Genomic DNA, 16,453 nt, shown 5'->3' with positions numbered 1-16,453 from the left:
CGCGCAGGCCCCCGTTCCGGCGTCGGGTACCGGATCGGGGGCCTGCACGGACCGCGGGAGCGGTGGTCTGCCGCGGCTGGTCGTGAGTGGGAAACAGTGTTCTAACCCTGTTTCCCACTCACGAGCCACCCGCTCAGTGGCGGCGGCTGTAGGACAGGCCGTACCCGTACGGGAACAGGCCCTGCTTGCCGTCGCCGGCGTTGATCGGCTGCTGGGAAGCGCTCTTCGGCCAGGTGAAGCTCAGCTTCCCGGTCGGGTTGTAGTCGCCGTAGAGGACGTCCGCGACACCCGCGCCCTCCGAGCCGGGCAGCCACGCGGCGACCAGGCCCCGGATCGAGGGCAGCTGCGCGGAAATGTCCAGCGGCCGTCCGGAAACCGTCACCACGACCAACGGCACGCCCGAGGCCTTCAGCTTGCCGATGAGGGCGACGTCTTCGGCGTCGAGGACGACTCCGCCCGGCCGGTCTCCCTGCCCTTCGGCGTACGGCGTTTCGCCCACCACGGCGACGGCGACCTTGTAGCTCGAGTTGATTCCGCCACCCGCACGGTCATAGGTCACCACCGTGCCTTTCCCGGCACCCGCTTTGATGCCGTCGAGGATCGTCGTGCCCGGGATGACCCGCTCGCCGCTCTGGCCCTGCCAGGTCAGCGTCCAGCCACCCGCCTGGTTGCCCATGTCGTTGGCGTTCTTGCCGGCCACGAAGATCCGGTTGTCCGCCTTGGCCAGCGGCAGCACGCCGTCGTTCTTCAGCAGCACCTGCGACTCGCGTGCCGCCTGCCGCGCCAGCGCGTGGTGCGCCGCGCTGCCGAAGTCCTGCTGCAGCGAGCGGTCGGTGTACGGGTGCTCGAACAGGCCGAGTTCGAACTTCTTCGTGAGGATCCGCCGGTTGGCGTCGTCGATGCGCGACATCGGGACGTGTCCGTTGAGGACTTCGGCCTTCAGCGTGCTGACGAACTTCGCGTAGTCGTTGGGGACCATGACCATGTCGATGCCGGCGTTGACGGCCTGCTTGACCTCGGCGGCGGTGAAGCCCGCCTGCCCGTCGATCTGGTCGATGCCGTTCCAGTCGGACACCACGAAGCCGGAGAAGCGCAGCTCGCCCTTGAGCAGGTCGGTGATGAGGAACTTGTTGCCATGGTCCTTGACGCCGTTCCAGCTGTTGAAGCTGATCATCACCGAGCCGACGCCATGGGCGATCGCGGCCTGGAACGGCGGCAGGTGGATCTTCCGCAGCTCGTCGAGGCTGATCTGGGTGTTGCCCTGGTCGACACCGCCGGTGGTGCCGCCGTCGCCGATGAAGTGCTTGGCCGTGGCCAGGACCGACGCCGGGGCGGCGAGCGAACTGCCCTGCAGGCCCTCGATCACCACGGAGTTCGCCACGGGATTGGCGGGAACCTCGCCGAAGGACTCGTACGTGCGGCCCCAACGGTCGTCGCGGGCCACGCACAGGCACGGCGCGAAGGCCCACTTGACGCCGGTGGCGGCGGTCTCCTGGGCGGTCACGGCGCCGATCTGCCGGACCAGCGCCGGGTCGTTCGCGGCACCCAGGCCGATGTTGTGCGGGAAGATCGTGGCGCCGTAGGCGTTGTTGTGGCCGTGCACGCTGTCGGAGCCGTAGATGATCGGGATGCCGAGGCCGGTCGACGTCGCGGCCCGCTGGTAGGCGTCGATCATGTCCGCCCACGCTTGCGGGGTGTTCGGGGTGGGTGTCGAACCGCCGCCGGAGAGGACGGACCCGAGCCGGGCGGCGGCGGCCTGAGTGGGCGTCGCGGAGCCCCGCTCGCCCTGCGTCATCTGCCCGACCTTGTCGTCGAGCGTCATCCGCGCCATCAGGTCGGTGACGCGGTCGGACACGGAAGCGCGCGGGTTCTGGTACAGCGGCGTCGCGGTGGCGGACGCCATCGGGACGAAGGCGGTGCCGGCGAGCAGCAGGCCCGCCAGGACACTGGTTCGAGTGGCGCGCAGTGATCTCGTGGTGCGGAGGAGCGGCATGTGTTCTCTCCGTGACAATCCGTCGATCCATAAGTTGCGAGCCAAAACAAATTAGCTCTCCTGCAGAGTGACGCCGGTCACAATTCGGTCACGACCGCCTGGTCAAGTAAGTTTCAGTCGTGCAGTTCGTCCTCGCCTCCCAGTCCCCCGCCCGCCTCGCCCTCCTGCGCGCCGCGGGCCTCGACCCCGCCGTGTTCGTCTCCGGTGTCGACGAGGACGCGGTCGCCGCGTCGCTCACCGATCCGTCGCCGTCCGAGCTGGTCATGGCCCTCGCCGCGGCCAAGGCCGAGGCGGTCATCGACCAGGTCGCCGCCGCGCACCCGGACGCCGTCGTCGTCGCGTGCGATTCGATGCTTTCGATCCACGGGCAGATGGTCGGGAAGCCCGGTTCGCCGGACGTCGCGCGCCAGCGGTGGTCCGCGATGGCGGGGACATCCGGTGAACTCCTCACCGGGCACGCCGTCGTCCGGCTCGACGGCGGCACGCGCGCGAAGGAGACCGCCGGCTGGGAATCGACCACCGTGCGGTTCGGCACGCCGAGCGAGCACGAGATCGACGCCTACGTCGCCAGCGGCGAGCCGCTCAACGTCGCCGGCGGCTTCACGATCGACGGCCGGGGCGGCTGGTTCGTGGAAGGGCTCGACGGCGGACACACGAGCGTCATCGGAATCAGCCTGCCGCTGACCCGCCGGCTGCTGGCCGAGGTCGGCGTGGGTGTCGTGGATCTCTGGCAGCCTCCCGCATCCTGAGAAAGACACCACACCATCGGGTGATCCGGAAGAGTGCTCCCTTGCCTGACGTTCTCTTTACCCGGCAAGACCAGACACTTTCGAGCACCGGAGTCGCCCCGTGTCTTTCGTACGGACATACACCAAGCCGCGGGTGTTCGCGGCCGCGGTTCTCGGCTCGCTCGTCGTCGGCGCCCTGCTGGGTGTCGTCGCGCGGCAGACCGAGGCCGGTTGGCTGACCGATCTCCTGGACCAGATCGGCACCATCTTCACCACGCTGCTGCAGATCGCGGTGATCCCGCTGGTCTTCACGGCGATCGTGGTCGGCATCAACAGTCTCCGGAAGCTCGGCGGCGGCCGCACCGCCGCGCGCCTCGGCGGCAAGACGGTGCTGTGGTTCGCGATCACGTCGTTCATCGCCTCGCTGATCGGCATCGCGGTCGGCCGGATCTTCAACCCGGGCGCCGGCGGGCTCGGCGGCGTCGAGGCGACCGCCAAGAACGCCGACAAGGCAGCGAAGAGCGTCGACCACTGGGGCTCGTGGGACGCCTTCGTCAACGGGCTGCTGCCGGAGAACTTCGTGAAAGCGTTCTCCGACGGCGAGACGCTGCAGGTGCTGTTCCTCGCGCTGGTCATCGGCGCGGCGGCCTACAGCCTCGGTGACAAGGCCAAGCCGTTCGTGGACTTCACGACCAGCGTGTTCGAAATCATCCAGCGCTACCTCGGCTGGATCGTCCGGCTGGCCCCGATCGGCATCATCGGCCTGATCGGCGCGGCGGTGTCGAACTACGGCGACGCGCTGTTCCGGCCGCTGTTCTCCACGACGCTCGCGGTGTACGTCGGCTGCTTGCTCGTGCTGTTCGTCGTCTACCCGATCCTGCTGCAGTTCGTGGCGAAGGTCAGCCCGCTGAAGTTCTTCGCGAAGGCCGGCACGGCGATCCAGTTCGCGTTCGCCTCGCAGTCCTCGGCCGCGACGCTGCCGCTGACCCGCCAGTCGGCGGTCAACCTCGGCGTCCAGCCGGCGTACGCGGCCTTCGCGACCCCGCTCGGCAGCGCGACCAAGATGGACGGTTGCGCGGCGGTGTTCCCGGCCATCGCGGCGATCTTCGTGGCGAACCTGGCCGGGGTGTCGCTGAACTTCTGGCAGTACGTGGGCATCGTGGTGGTGGCCGTGGTCGGTGCGCTGGCGACCGCCGGGACCACGGGCTGGCTGACGGCGTTCACGCTGACGACGTCGTTCATCGGCTTGGACGCCAAGCAGGTGGCGCTGGGCCTGGCCCTGATCTACTCGGTCAACCCGATCATGGACATGATGCGGACGGCCACGAACGTGGCGGGCCAGATCGTGGTGCCGACGATCGTGGCGCGCAGCGAAGGCCTCCTCGACGACGAGGTCCTCAACGCCCCCACCGACCGCCCCGAGCACAGCGACGACGGCACCTCGGCCCGGCACGCCGAACCCGCCCCCGCCTGACCCGCTGCACTTTCATAGGGAAAGTGATCCGGAGGCCGCCCCTCCGGGTCACTTTCACGTGAAAGTGATGCTCTTAGGAGGGGCAGGCGCGGAGGTCGGCGCGGGTGAGGCGGATGTCCGGCCAGCCGCGCAGGTCCGACGGCGACGTCACCCGCCGCGTGCAGCCCACCGACCGGCCGGCCAGGTCGTACACCTCGCCGAGCACCGGGGCCGCCACGCATTTCGGGGTGCCGGAAGCGGCGTCCGGGCAGTCGTGGCGGACCACGATCACGTCGGGGACCGCGTCGGCCGTGACGTCGTAGAGCGACAGCGTCCCGGCGTCCGCGTAGAACGGCTTGCCCGGGTCGCGCCACACGCCCCCGCTGCCGACGAGCAGCTCGCCGTACGCGGTCGTGCCGTCCTCGCCGACGTCGCCGCGGACGAGGCAGGCCGGGGACGGGCCGTCGATGCAGCGCAGCGAGTCCTGGTCCAGCCGCACGCCCAGCTGGGCGATCGACAGCTCGAACACCGTGCCCGGCTCCGGCCCGACGCGCAGGCGCGCCGAACCGCCGGCCGAGTCGGTCAGCAGGACCACCGGGGTGCCCCCGACGGTCACGGCCGCGAGCTGGCGGCACGGGCCGCCGCCGCAGGTCACCGCGGGTGGCACCGGGGTGGCGGCGGGTTCGGCGAGCCCGGGAGCGGCCTCGGGGCGCGGCCGCAGCAGGAACACCGCACCGATCGCGCCCACGGTGATCACCGCGGCCAGCACCGCGGTGAGCAGCGCCGACCGAGGCGTCCGCGCTGCCGTAGTCCGCATGAAGCAGAGCGTAAGCCGCTTCGCGACCGCGTGTCGGCAGCGCCCCGGCACGATGTGGTGGGTTCAACCCCACGGGGTCACGAGTAGCGGAAAGTGTCCGTCTATGTTGTCCCGGTGACGAACCCGAACCTGCCGCCCGCCCTGTACCTCCCGACCGGCCCGGTCGACCCCGAGGCCGAAGGCGCGTCGATCGAGCTGCGCCGCACGCCGGACGGCCGCACCGCGCTGGTCGCCTTCACCGCGCTGGACCGGCTGATCGACTGCTGCGGCGAGCACCAGCCGTGGGTGCTGGTGAACACCGAGCACCTGCCGAAGGTGCACTCCGCCAACCCGTACGACGTGATCGTGCTCGATTCGCCGCTGCCCGAGGAGCTGCGCCACCACGTCTGAGCGTGGTTCACCTCTCACTCAAGAGACTCGCGACGTCATATCCGTAGACTTCCCTGATGCCGCGTGGGCGGTCAGCAATGCAGCTGTCGGACGCAGGAGGTGCGGGGTGGCCGAGCAGGTCGGCGAAACCACGGGTGGTCCGGTGACCAAGATCCTGGTCGCCAACCGTGGCGAAATCGCGGTACGCGTCATCAGAGCCGCGAAGGACGCTGGCTTGGCCAGTGTCGCGGTGTACGCGGACCCGGACCGCGACGCGCCACACGTCCGGCTGGCCGACGAAGCCTTCGCCCTCGGCGGCACGACGGCCGCCGAGAGCTACCTGAACTTCGACAAGCTGCTGGACGCGGCCAAGCGGTCGGGCGCCGATTCGGTGCACCCCGGCTACGGTTTCCTCTCCGAGAACGCCGACTTCGCGCAGGCCGTCCTCGACGCCGGGCTCACCTGGATCGGGCCGAGCCCGCAGGCCATCCGCGACCTCGGCGACAAGGTCACCGCCCGCCACATCGCCATGCGCGCGGGCGCGCCGCTGGTGCCGGGCACGAAGGAGCCGGCCAAGGACGCCGCCGAAATCGTCGCGTTCGCCGACGAGCACGGCCTGCCCGTGGCCATCAAGGCCGCGTTCGGCGGTGGCGGCCGCGGCCTGAAGGTCGCGCGCACCCGCGAAGAGATCCCCGAGCTGTTCGAATCGGCCACGCGCGAAGCGGTCGCGGCGTTCGGCCGCGGCGAGTGCTTCGTGGAGCGCTACCTCGACAAGCCGCGGCACGTCGAGGCGCAGGTGCTGGCCGACATGCACGGCAACGCGATCGTCGTCGGCACGCGCGACTGCTCGCTGCAGCGACGCCACCAGAAGCTCGTCGAAGAGGCGCCCGCGCCGTTCCTGAGCGACGAGCAGCGCAAGCGCATCCACGAGTCCGCGAAGGCGATCTGCAAGGAAGCCGGGTACTACGGCGCCGGCACGGTCGAGTACCTCGTGGCCACCGACGGCACGATCTCCTTCCTCGAGGTCAACACCCGGCTGCAGGTCGAGCACCCGGTGTCGGAGGAGACGACCGGGCTCGACCTCGTCCGCGAGATGTTCCGCATCGCGCGCGGCGAGAAGCTGCGGATCACCGAGGACCCCGAGCCGCGCGGCCACTCGATCGAGTTCCGCATCAACGGCGAGGACGCCGGCCGCGGTTTCCTGCCCGCGCCGGGCACGGTGACGAAGTTCGTCGCGCCGAGCGGGCCGGGCGTGCGCGTCGACTCCGGCGTCGAATCCGGCAGCGTCATCGGCGGGCAGTTCGACTCGATGCTGGCCAAGCTGATCGTCACCGGGTCGGACCGGAACAACGCGCTGGAGCGCAGCCGCCGCGCGCTCGACGAGATGGTCGTCGAGGGCATGGCGACGGTGCTGCCGTTCGACCGCGTGATCGTCAACGACCCCGCGTTCATCGGCGACGAGAACGGCTTCAGCGTGCACACGCGCTGGATCGAGACGGAGTTCGACAACCGGATCGAGCCGTTCGTGGCGCCGGACGTCGAGACGCCCGAAGAAGAACCGCGGCAGAACGTCGTCGTCGAGGTCGGCGGGCGGCGCCTCGAGGTCTCGCTGCCGGGCGGGTTCGCGCTCGAAGGCGGCGGCGGGGGCGGCGGCACCGCCGTCAAGGCCAAGCCGCGCAAGCGGGCCGGCGGCACCAAGGCCGCGGTCAGCGGCGACGCCGTCACGGCGCCGATGCAGGGCACGATCGTCAAGGTGGCCGTCGAAGAGGGCCAGACGGTCGAAGCCGGCGAGCTGATCGTCGTCCTCGAGGCGATGAAGATGGAAAACCCGGTCACCGCGCACAAAGCGGGCACCGTCACCGGCCTGGCGGTCGAGGTCGGCGCCGCCGTGACGCAGGGCACACAGCTGCTGGAGATCAAGTAGCGCGGTTCGTGACCGATGTCGTGGTGGGCCGCCCCCGAGGCGGCCTACCATCGACTACGTGACCGAAGTCCCGTCTCCGCAGCTGCGGATCAGCGACCAGAACCGTGAGTCCGCGCTGTCCGCCCTCGGCGAGCACATGAGCGCGGGGCGGATCGACATCGACGAGTACGGCGAGCGCTCGGCCCGGATCACCGCGGCCAAGACGCGCGGCGAGCTCGGCGAGATCTTCGCGGACCTCCCCGCCCCGCATCCGCGGTACGAGGACGTCCCCCAGCCCGTCGCGGCGCCGCCGGAGCCGGCGGCCGCGCCCGCGTCGCGGCAGCCGGACAACTGGTCGCCGCCGCAGCGGTTCCTCGCCGCGATCGTGCCGCTGGCCTTCATCGCCGCGATCGCGCTGATCGCCACCGGCACGCTGGCGTGGCCGATCATCTTCGTCCCGATCGGGCTGACGGTGTTCGGCAAGTCGATGTGGGGTCACGACTGGAACCACGACGTGGAGCACCGCCGTCGCCACGAGCGGCACCTGCGTGACCGCGAGCGCCGCCGCGAGCTGCGTGACTCCTACCGGCGCGAGCTGGGCCGCTGATCCCGCCGTGGGCGACATGCGGTTGAGCGACGCCGAACGCCAGGACGCCCTGGACGTCCTCGAAGAGCACGTCCGCACCGGACGGCTCGACATCGACGAGTACGGCGCCCGGTCCGCGAAGGTCACCGCGGCCAAGCGGGTCAGCGAGCTCGTCCCGCTGTTCGACGACCTGCCGTCGCCCCGCCCGAGCGCGTTGCTGAACGGGGTTTCCGCGCCCGGCGTCCCGGTGGCGTCCTCGGAGGACAACGCGCTGGTGCGGTTCCTGACCGCGGGCGCGGTGCCGATCGCGATCGTGCTCGCGATCGCGGTGCTGATCCTCTCCCGGGGCAGGCTGCTGATCATTTCGGTCGCGTTGCCGCTGGTCGTCGCGATGATCGCCGGGGCTCGCCGCCGCCGTTCGTGATTGCTCCCTTTGCCGGGCAACCTGCTCCCGCGCTCCAGCGTGGTGATCACGCAGGTCGGGGGAAAGGGAGGATCCATGGGAAAGATGTGGGCGCGATCGGGGGTGCTCGCCACCGTGGCGATCGCCGTCGCGGCCTTGGCGGCGGGACCGGCGCAGGCCGAGGCCGGGCGACCGGGCTGGCAGCCGACGGTGCTGCCGTTGCCGGCCGGAGCCGACCCCGCGGGACACGGCTACCTGACGGCTTCGAACGGCTGGGGCGAGTACACGGGGTCGTTCATGGTCGACGGCAAGATGCAGGTCGTGAGCTGGCGCGGCGGGCAGCCGGTGCTGCGCGGCGTCCCGGACGGCTTCGAGTGGGCGATGGCCCAAGGGGAGGACGGCCGGGGCCGGATCTACGGCCAGGCGCTCGACTACGACAGCGGCGCCGACCGCACGTTCGTGCTCGACGCCGCGGGGTTCCACCTCCGCGACAACCCGCCCGGCTACCGGACGTTCCAGATGCGGGCGGTCAACCGGCGGGGCGACGCGGTCGGCATGGGCTTCACCGACGATCCGGCGGCCAACGCGGCGGCCATCTGGCCGGCCGGCGCCGGCGCGGCGACGGTTTTCCCGCTGCCGCCGGGCACGGACAACGTGATCGACATCGACGACGACGGCTCGATCCTGTTCAGCGGGTTCGAACGCGACGTCGTCTGGAAGAACGGGGTGAGCCGGCCGCTGGCCGACATCGCCGGCTTCTCGTACCCGCACGGTTCGGCGATCCGCAACGGCGTCGTGGTCGGTTTCGCGTCGAACGGCAACGCGTCGCAGGCGGTGCGGTGGACCACGCCGGAGAAGCCGCTCGCGCTGACCGGTGGCGAGTACGCGATCGACCTGAACGCGCGCGGCTTGACGGCCGGGCTGGCCCCGGTCCCGGGGTCCTTCCGCGGCAAGCCGGTGGCGTGGCGGGGAACGAGCCCGGACGGCGAGCTGAAGCAGCCGGGCACCTACACCGGCTACCAGCCCAGCCACGTCAGCGACGACGGAGTGCTCGTCGGGTCGGCGTCGAACGGCCCGCTCGACGAGGGCGGAGTGCCGGTGATCTGGCGTTTCACCCGGTGAGCCCGCTGTGATCGCCAGGCCGGGAGCGGCGTGCTCCCGGCCTGGCTAGGCTGGGCGGAGTGGAACCGGTGGAGATCAACGCGGGCACCTACTACCTGCGCCAGCTGCGCGCCGATCGCCACATCGACGACCGCCCGTTGTTGATGGAGGCGTTCGCCGACCCGACGCACCGCAAGTACGTGCTGAACTACCGCCTGCGCACGCTCGACGAGGCCACCGAGTACGTGGCCCTGCGGGCCGCCCAGTGGGCCGGCGACGAGCGCTGCTCCTGGGCGATCGCCGAGCCGACCTCGGGCAGGCTGCTGGGCGAGGTCGGGTTGCGCGAGCTGAACCTGGACGCGTCGTACGCGGAGGCGACGATCTGGGTCCACCCGGCGGAGCGCGGCAAGGGCATCGCGACGACGGCGTTGAACGCCGCCCTGCGGTTCGGCTTCGGCGGCTTGGGCCTGACCGAGGTCAGTTACCGGTACGAGGAGAGCAACGCGGCCTCGGCGATCGTGGCGGAGCGCTGCGGGTTCACGCTGGTCGGCCCGGAGGCGGAGCGGGCGCCGACGGGCGAGCGCCTGATCCGCTGGCACCGGACGTCCTGACGTCCCCTCAGCTCACCGGCTCCACGATCCCCGCGCGGGCCTCCGGAGCCGCCGACCGCAACGCGTCCGCCGCCTCGTCGTTCGGCTGGGACTGGGACTTGCGTTCCGCCTCCACCCTCGCGCGGTAGACCTCGACCTCGTGCTTCACCGTTTCGGGTGACCAGCCCAGGACTTCGCCCACCAGGGTGGCCACCTGCTCAGCGCAGTCCACTCCTCGGTGCGCGTACTCGATCGAGATGCGCGTGCGGCGGGCGAGGACGTCCTCCAGGTGCAGCGCCCCTTCGTGCGAAGCCGCGTACACCACCTCCACGCCCAGGTAATCCGGAGCGTGTTCGATCGGCTTCAGCAGCTCCGGGCGGCCCTCCGCCGAAGCCAGGACCTCGTGGACCAGTGAGCCGTAGCGGTCCAGGAGGTGCCTCACCCGATACGGGTGCAGCCCGTGCTCGGCCGCCAGGTGGTCGGCCTGGTTGACCAGCGCGTGGTAGCCGTCCGCGCCCAGCAACGGGACCTTGTCCGTGATCGACGGCTGGGAACGGCCCGGGAGGTCCACCGCCGCCGCGTCGACGGCGTCCGCCGCCATCACCCGGTAGGTCGTGTACTTGCCACCCGCGATCGCCACCAGGCCCGGGGCCACCCGCGCCACCGCGTGCTCGCGCGACAGCTTCGACGTCTCTTCGCTCTCCCCCGCCAGCAGCGGGCGAAGGCCCGCGTACACGCCTTCGATGTCGTCGTGCGTCAGCGGGGTCGCGAGGACCGTGTTGACGTGCTCGAGGATGTAGTCGATGTCGTGCTTCGTCGCCGCCGGGTGGGCCAGGTCGAGCTCCCAGTCCGTGTCCGTCGTGCCGACGATCCAGTGGTTGCCCCACGGGATCACGAACAGCACGGACTTCTCGGTGCGCAGGATCATCCCCGACTCCGAGACGATCCGGTCGCGCGGGACGACGATGTGCACGCCCTTGCTCGCCCGGACCCGGAACCGGCCGCGGCCGCCCGACAGGCGCTGGAGCTCGTCGGTCCAGACGCCGGTGCAGTTGATCACCGCGGCCGCCGAGATCTCCGTTTCGCGGCCGTCCTCGACGTCGCGCACGCGCACGCCGGACACCCGGTCGGCTTCGCGCAGGAAGCCGACGACCTGGGTCGAGGTGCGCACGACCGCGCCGTAGTGCGCCGCCGTCCTGGCCACCGTCATCGTGTGGCGGGCGTCGTCGGACTGCGCGTCGTAGTAGCGGATCCCGCCGATCAGCGCCGAGCGCTTGAGCGCGGGCACCATGCGCAGCGCGCCGGCGCGGGTCAGGTGCTTCTGACCCGGGACGCTGCGGGCGCCGCCCATCGTGTCGTACATCAGCAGGCCCGCCGCGGTGTACGGCCGCTCCCACACGCGGTGCGTCAGCGGGTAGAGGAAGCTGACCGGCTTCACCAGGTGGGGCGCGATCGTCGTCAGCATCAGCTCGCGCTCGCGCAGCGCCTCCCGGACCAGGCCGAATTCCAGCTGTTCCAGGTACCGCAGGCCGCCGTGGAAGAGCTTGCTCGACCGGCTCGACGTCCCGGACGCGAGGTCACGCGCCTCGACGAGCGCGACCCGCAGGCCGCGCGTCGCGGCGTCCAGCGCGGTGCCCGCCCCGACCACGCCGCCGCCGATGACGACGAGGTCGAACGTCTCTTCGCCGAGCCGCTGCCACGTCTCTTCCCGCTTGACCGGGCCCAGTCGAGCCGGGTTCGTCTCCGCTGCGTGCTGCGCCACGTGACATTCCTCCTCGTGCCGGCGAGGCCTCCAGCATCGCACGACCCGGTGATCATCCGCCCGTCCACGGATGACACTTGTGGCGTAACCCTCCGCGATCTTGACCGGGATCTTGAAAGAATTCGGCTCTCCGGTGCTTGGAAGGAGCTTCTACGCCCCGGTAACGTCGCGCGAACGTGGGTCGGCAACGGTGCCGTGGCACGCCGTGATCGACCCTGCGCAGAGTGTCCAGTGTGGAGGTGCAGCGGTGAGTGCTGGGGCAATAATCGTCTGGGAACTACTGGGAACGGCCGCCCTGATCCTGCTCGGCAACGGTGTGGTCGCGAACCACGTCCTCCGGAAAACCAACGGCAACAACGGCGGCATGCTGTTCATCAACTTCGGCTGGGCGTTCGCCGTTTTCACCGGTGCCAGCATCGCCGCGCCCAGTGGCGCGCACCTCAACCCGGCGGTGACGCTGGGCCTCGCCATCGCCGACAAGACCCCGTGGGCCGACGTCCCGTTCTACTTCATCGGCCAGTTCGCCGGCGCCATCATCGGCGCCATGCTCTGCTGGGCCACCTACAAGCTGCAGTTCGACGACCACCCCGAACCCGAAAACACCCTCGGCATCTTCTCCACCGGCCCGCAAATCCCGAACGTCGCCTGGAACCTCGTCACCGAGATCATCGGCACCTTCGTGCTGGTCGCCTGGATCCTGCTCAGCCCGACCTACGCCGCCGGTGACGGCGGGACGCCGAACTTCGGCAACTCCGCCCTCGGCTACGCGGGTGTCTCGTTCGTCGTCCTCGTGATCGGTACCTCCCTCGGTGGTCCGACCGGGTACGCCATCAACCCGGCTCGCGACCTCGGCCCGCGGATCGCGTACGCGTTCCTGATGCCGATCCGCAACAAGGCGAACGCCAACTGGGGCTACTCGTGGATCCCGGTCGTCGGCCCGCTCGTCGGCGGCGCGCTCGCCGCCCTCCTCTACCTCGTCGTCCACAACCTGACCTGATCGCCCGATCGACGGAATTCCGGGAGCACACATGACTTCGTACGTAGCCGCGATCGACCAGGGCACCACGTCCACCCGGTGCATGATCTTCAACCACGAGGGCCGGGTCGTCTCGGTCGACCAGCGCGAGCACGAGCAGATCTTCCCCCGCGCCGGCTGGGTCGAGCACAACGCGGAAGAGATCTGGGAGAACACGCGCCGGGTCGCCGCGGGCGCACTGGCCAAGGCCGACCTGACCGCGAAGGACATCGCCGCCGTCGGCATCACCAACCAGCGCGAGACCGCCCTCGTCTGGGACAAGACCACCGGCAAGCCGGTGTACAACGCGATCGTCTGGCAGGACACCCGCACCGACCGGATCGTCACCGAGCTCGGCAACCTCGGCGGCGGCCAGGAGCGCTACCGCGACAAGGTCGGCCTCCCGCTCGCGACCTACTTCTCCGGGCCCAAGGTCAAGTGGATCCTCGACAACGTCGAGGGCGCGCGCGAAAAGGCCGAGGCCGGTGACCTGCTGTTCGGCAACATGGACACCTGGGTGCTGTGGAACATGACCGGCGGGGCCGACGGCGGCGTGCACGTCACCGACCCGACCAACGCCTCCCGCACCATGCTGATGGACCTCGACACCCTGCAGTGGGACGCCGAGATCGCCGGCGAGATGGGCATCCCCCTTTCGATGCTGCCGGAGATCCGCTCCTCGTCCGAGGAGTACGGCAAGGTCCGCGAGAAGGGCGCGCTGGCCGGCGTCCCGATCGCGGGCATCCTGGGCGACCAGCAGGCCGCGACGTTCGGCCAGGCCTGCCTCTCGCCCGGCGAGGCCAAGAACACCTACGGCACCGGCAACTTCATGCTGCTCAACACCGGCACCGAGAAGGTGATGTCGCAGAACGGGCTGCTCACCACGGTCTGCTACAAGATCGGCTCGAACGACACGGTCTACGCGCTGGAAGGCTCCATCGCCGTCACCGGTTCGCTGGTGCAGTGGCTGCGCGACAACCTCGGCATGATCACGACCGCGGCCGAGATCGAGGAGCACGCGCGCAGCGTCGAGGACAACGGCGGCGCGTACTTCGTCCCGGCGTTCTCGGGTCTGTTCGCTCCTTACTGGCGCTCCGACGCTCGCGGCGCGATCGTCGGGCTCACCCGGTTCGTCAACAAGGGCCACCTCGCCCGCGCGGTGCTGGAGGCGACCGCCTTCCAGTCGCGCGAGGTCATCGACGCGATGAACGCCGACTCCGGAGTCCCGCTGAAGTCGCTCAAGGTCGACGGCGGCATGGTCGTCAACGAGCTGCTCATGCAGTTCCAGGCCGACATCCTCGGCGTGCCGGTGATCCGCCCGGTGGTCAACGAGACCACCGCGCTGGGCGCCGCCTACGCCGCCGGTCTCGCCGTCGGGTTCTGGAAGTCCGAGGACGACATCCGCACCAACTGGGCCCAGGACAAGCAGTGGGACCCGTCGATGGACGACGCCCGCCGCGAGCGCGAGTACCGCAACTGGAAGAAGGCCGTCACCAAGACCTTCGACTGGGTCTCCGAAGAAGACTCAGCGGACTGAGCGGACGGACCGGCGACGGCCGGGGGTGCCGCCTCGTGGCGCTCCCGGCCCGCCCGCTCACACCGCCCAGCCCTCCGGCTCGCCCGACTGCTCGTTGGGCGCGATGACCATGAACGGCACGCCCTGGTCGTCGGTGGCGCGCACCTGCCGCCCGTACGGCGAGTCGAACGGCTTCCCCTCGACCGAGCCGCCGAGCTCGGCCACCTTGGCCGCGGCCGCGTCGGCGTCGGCCGCCCAGAAGTACGCCGACCAGTACGACGGCACCTCCGGTGGCGCCGAGCCGGGTACCGCGCCGAGGCCGCCGACCGGGCGCCCGTCGAGCAGCAGTACCGCGTACGTGAAGTCGTCGCCGGAGATGTCCTGGAAGCCGTAGCCGAAGACCTCCTCGTAGAACGGCTTCGCCGCCGCGTAGTCGCGGCTGTGGCACTCGTTCCAGGCCGGGGCGCCCGGGGCCGCCACGACCTGCGTGCCGATGTGGTTGCCGGCCTCCCAGAGCCCGAAGACGGCCCCCGCGGGATCGGCCGCGATCGCCATCCGGCCCTCCTTCAGCACCTCCCTCACCGGCACCACGATCCGCCCGCCCGCCTCGGTGACGGCCGCGGCCGTGCGGTCCACATCGGACACCGCGAGGTACGTAGTCCAGAACGGCGGGACGTCCTGGCCCGGTGGGGTCTGCCCGATGCCGGCGACCGGGCGCCCCCGCAGCTGCGCCATGCCGTAGAAGCCGGTCTCCGCACCGCCGCGCTCCACGTCCCACCCGAACAGGCCGCCGTAGAAGGCGATCGCCTTCGCCTGATCGGGCACCATCAGGTCCACCCAGCCCGGCGTGCCGTCGGGCCATCTTTCGTCCCGGAACACCATGTCGACTCCCAACCCTCGTCCGCGCCACCTGGCGGTGACGACGGGCACAGTCTGGCACCGGGCACCGACAAAACCCGAAAATCAGGCCTGGACCAGCCGGGCGTAGACGACGATGTTGTCGACGTAGTTGTGCGCGCTCCGGTCGAAGACGCCGCCGCAGGTGATCAGCCGCAGCTCGGGCCCGGCCGTGTCGTCGTAGACGCCTTCGCGCTCGAAGTCCTTCTTCGGCACCTGGTGCACCTTCGTCACTTCGAACACCGCCGTGGTGCCGTCCTTGCGGGCGATCGAGACCCGGTCACCCGCGGCCAGCTCCTTGAGCCGGAAGAAGATGCCCTTCTGGTGGTTGCCGTCGACGTGCCCCAGCACGACGGCCGGGCCGGTCTCGCCCGGCGTCGGCGCGTAGGTGTACCAGCCGGCCTGCAGCGGCGTGGTCACCGGCGGTACCTCGACGGTGTTGTCCGGGTTGAGGCCCAGCGGGACCAGCGTCGAGTGCGCGCCGATCTTCGGGATGTCGATCGAAACGGGCTCGGATTCGGGCAGCGCCGCGCCGGCGTCCTGGCTCGCGGCCTGCGGCTCCGGGGCGACGGCGACCGGCTGGGCGGGCGGCGGCTGCGCGGTGTCCGGGCCGCTGCCGCCGTCGAGGGTCAGCACCAGCACCACCACCAGCGCGGCGACCAACGCCACGATAAAGGCGATCAGGAAGCCCCGCCTGCCGCCCGTTGTCTTCGTGCTCATGCTCTCCCCCTGACCAACGCTGACAAAGTTCACACGTCCGGGTGGTTCCGTTGGTTGAGCCGGGCCGCAGTCAGCGGCGCCAGGCTCGCCGGGCCAGCACGAGACCGCCCCCGCCGAGGGCCAGCACGCCCATGGCGCCCGCGGCGGCGAGCGGCCCGTGGCCGGCCGGGCCGCCCCCGGTCTGCGGTGCCCCCGACGGTACCTTCGCCACCTGATGACGTTCACCCAGCACGGTGAACTTCGTGGTCAGTTCGGCGCCCCCGCAGGAGAACGACACCGGGTAGACGCCGGGTTTCGCGGGCTGCACGATCGCCGACGCGGCCGCGGCGGGCGCCTTGGCCGGGTCGTTCTGCGGGCCGACCCGCCGGAGCGCCCCGATCTTGAGGACCGGCGACACCGGGTCGTGCGTGCTCGCGGCTTCGCAGCCGAGCCGGATCTCCACCTTCGCTCCCGGACGGGCCGCGGTCGGCATGACGCGGAAGTAGGCCTTCGGATTTCCCGCGTGCTCGGTGGGTGTCGCGGCGAAGGCCGCCGGCGCCGAGAGCAGCAAGCCACCCGAAACGGCGGCGACGGCCAGGATCTTTTTCGTTTCCATCCCTT

The 16,453-nt window shown here is 70.6% G+C and carries 16 protein-coding genes; 10 read left to right on the top strand and 6 right to left on the bottom strand.

The genetic code is table 11. The features are described from left to right. Positions 1 to 133: 133 nt before the first annotated feature. A complete protein-coding gene (locus tag ACFPLC_RS19225; protein ID WP_378204095.1) occupies positions 134 to 1,993 on the bottom strand; it encodes a glycoside hydrolase family 3 protein in 1,860 nt (619 codons plus the stop codon). Positions 1,994 to 2,112: 119 nt separating this feature from the next. Here ACFPLC_RS19225 and ACFPLC_RS19220 point away from each other — a divergent pair, with 119 nt between their 5' ends. Together ACFPLC_RS19220 and ACFPLC_RS19215 are read left to right on the top strand one after the other, a co-directional pair. Further along, on the top strand, positions 2,113 to 2,742 hold the full coding sequence (locus ACFPLC_RS19220; RefSeq protein ID WP_378204092.1) for a Maf family protein: 630 nt from the start codon (positions 2,113 to 2,115) through the stop codon (positions 2,740 to 2,742). A gap of 100 nt (positions 2,743 to 2,842) precedes the next feature. Next, positions 2,843 to 4,195: a dicarboxylate/amino acid:cation symporter gene (locus tag ACFPLC_RS19215; protein ID WP_378204089.1), complete on the top strand. Its 1,353-nt coding sequence runs from the start codon at positions 2,843 to 2,845 to the stop codon at positions 4,193 to 4,195. Between the two features lie 73 nt (positions 4,196 to 4,268). On the opposite strand, the gene ACFPLC_RS19210 is transcribed toward ACFPLC_RS19215, so the two are convergent. After that, positions 4,269 to 4,991, bottom strand: coding sequence for a hypothetical protein (locus ACFPLC_RS19210; protein WP_378204086.1), 723 nt, complete (start codon positions 4,989 to 4,991; stop codon positions 4,269 to 4,271). A gap of 114 nt (positions 4,992 to 5,105) precedes the next feature. Here ACFPLC_RS19210 and ACFPLC_RS19205 point away from each other — a divergent pair, with 114 nt between their 5' ends. From ACFPLC_RS19205 to ACFPLC_RS19180, 6 genes are all read left to right on the top strand, one after another. Beyond that, on the top strand, positions 5,106 to 5,381 hold the full coding sequence (locus ACFPLC_RS19205) for an SAV_915 family protein (protein ID WP_310971029.1): 276 nt from the start codon (positions 5,106 to 5,108) through the stop codon (positions 5,379 to 5,381). Positions 5,382 to 5,487: 106 nt separating this feature from the next. Next, the gene (locus ACFPLC_RS19200; protein WP_191312092.1) at positions 5,488 to 7,284 is read left to right on the top strand and encodes an acetyl/propionyl/methylcrotonyl-CoA carboxylase subunit alpha; all 1,797 of its coding nucleotides are present in this window, start codon (positions 5,488 to 5,490) and stop codon (positions 7,282 to 7,284) included. 58 nt (positions 7,285 to 7,342) lie between these two features. Beyond that, positions 7,343 to 7,870, top strand: coding sequence for a DUF1707 SHOCT-like domain-containing protein (locus tag ACFPLC_RS19195; RefSeq protein WP_378204082.1), 528 nt, complete (start codon positions 7,343 to 7,345; stop codon positions 7,868 to 7,870). A 7-nt stretch (positions 7,871 to 7,877) separates the two neighbouring features. Next, on the top strand, positions 7,878 to 8,273 hold the full coding sequence (locus ACFPLC_RS19190) for a DUF1707 SHOCT-like domain-containing protein (RefSeq protein ID WP_378204079.1): 396 nt from the start codon (positions 7,878 to 7,880) through the stop codon (positions 8,271 to 8,273). 75 nt (positions 8,274 to 8,348) lie between these two features. Then, entirely contained in the window at positions 8,349 to 9,374 is a 1,026-nt protein-coding gene (locus ACFPLC_RS19185) for a hypothetical protein (RefSeq protein ID WP_378204076.1), read from the top strand. Between the two features lie 59 nt (positions 9,375 to 9,433). After that, positions 9,434 to 9,964 (top strand): GNAT family N-acetyltransferase, encoded by a 531-nt coding sequence (locus ACFPLC_RS19180; protein ID WP_086849764.1) that lies wholly within the window; start codon positions 9,434 to 9,436, stop codon positions 9,962 to 9,964. A gap of 7 nt (positions 9,965 to 9,971) precedes the next feature. On the opposite strand, the gene ACFPLC_RS19175 is transcribed toward ACFPLC_RS19180, so the two are convergent. Further along, positions 9,972 to 11,705 (bottom strand): glycerol-3-phosphate dehydrogenase/oxidase, encoded by a 1,734-nt coding sequence (locus ACFPLC_RS19175; RefSeq protein WP_378204072.1) that lies wholly within the window; start codon positions 11,703 to 11,705, stop codon positions 9,972 to 9,974. A gap of 247 nt (positions 11,706 to 11,952) precedes the next feature. Here ACFPLC_RS19175 and ACFPLC_RS19170 point away from each other — a divergent pair, with 247 nt between their 5' ends. Both ACFPLC_RS19170 and glpK read left to right on the top strand, forming a co-directional pair. After that, positions 11,953 to 12,702, top strand: coding sequence for an MIP/aquaporin family protein (locus ACFPLC_RS19170; protein ID WP_378204069.1), 750 nt, complete (start codon positions 11,953 to 11,955; stop codon positions 12,700 to 12,702). A gap of 31 nt (positions 12,703 to 12,733) precedes the next feature. Continuing rightward, entirely contained in the window at positions 12,734 to 14,257 is a 1,524-nt protein-coding gene (glpK, locus tag ACFPLC_RS19165; RefSeq protein ID WP_378204066.1) for a glycerol kinase GlpK, read from the top strand. A 57-nt stretch (positions 14,258 to 14,314) separates the two neighbouring features. Here glpK and ACFPLC_RS19160 read toward each other — a convergent pair whose 3' ends face one another. The 3 genes from ACFPLC_RS19160 to ACFPLC_RS19150 form a co-directional block, all read right to left on the bottom strand. After that, positions 14,315 to 15,118 carry a VOC family protein gene (locus ACFPLC_RS19160; protein ID WP_378204063.1) on the bottom strand — a complete coding sequence of 268 codons (804 nt, stop codon included), beginning with the start codon at positions 15,116 to 15,118 and terminating at the stop codon, positions 14,315 to 14,317. An 81-nt stretch (positions 15,119 to 15,199) separates the two neighbouring features. Then, positions 15,200 to 15,853, bottom strand: a complete 654-nt coding sequence (locus tag ACFPLC_RS19155; protein WP_378204060.1) for a class F sortase — start codon at positions 15,851 to 15,853, stop codon at positions 15,200 to 15,202. Positions 15,854 to 15,923: 70 nt separating this feature from the next. Beyond that, complete coding sequence (locus ACFPLC_RS19150) at positions 15,924 to 16,448, bottom strand: hypothetical protein (protein WP_378204057.1); 525 nt, start codon at positions 16,446 to 16,448, stop codon at positions 15,924 to 15,926. Positions 16,449 to 16,453 lie beyond the last annotated feature (5 nt).

The sequence above is a fragment of the Amycolatopsis plumensis genome (assembly GCF_042652605.1).
GTDB classification, from domain to species: Bacteria; Actinomycetota; Actinomycetes; order Mycobacteriales; family Pseudonocardiaceae; genus Amycolatopsis; species Amycolatopsis plumensis.
The sequence above is the reverse complement of the archived record's forward strand: the minus strand, read 5'-3'. Positions and strand labels throughout refer to the sequence as shown.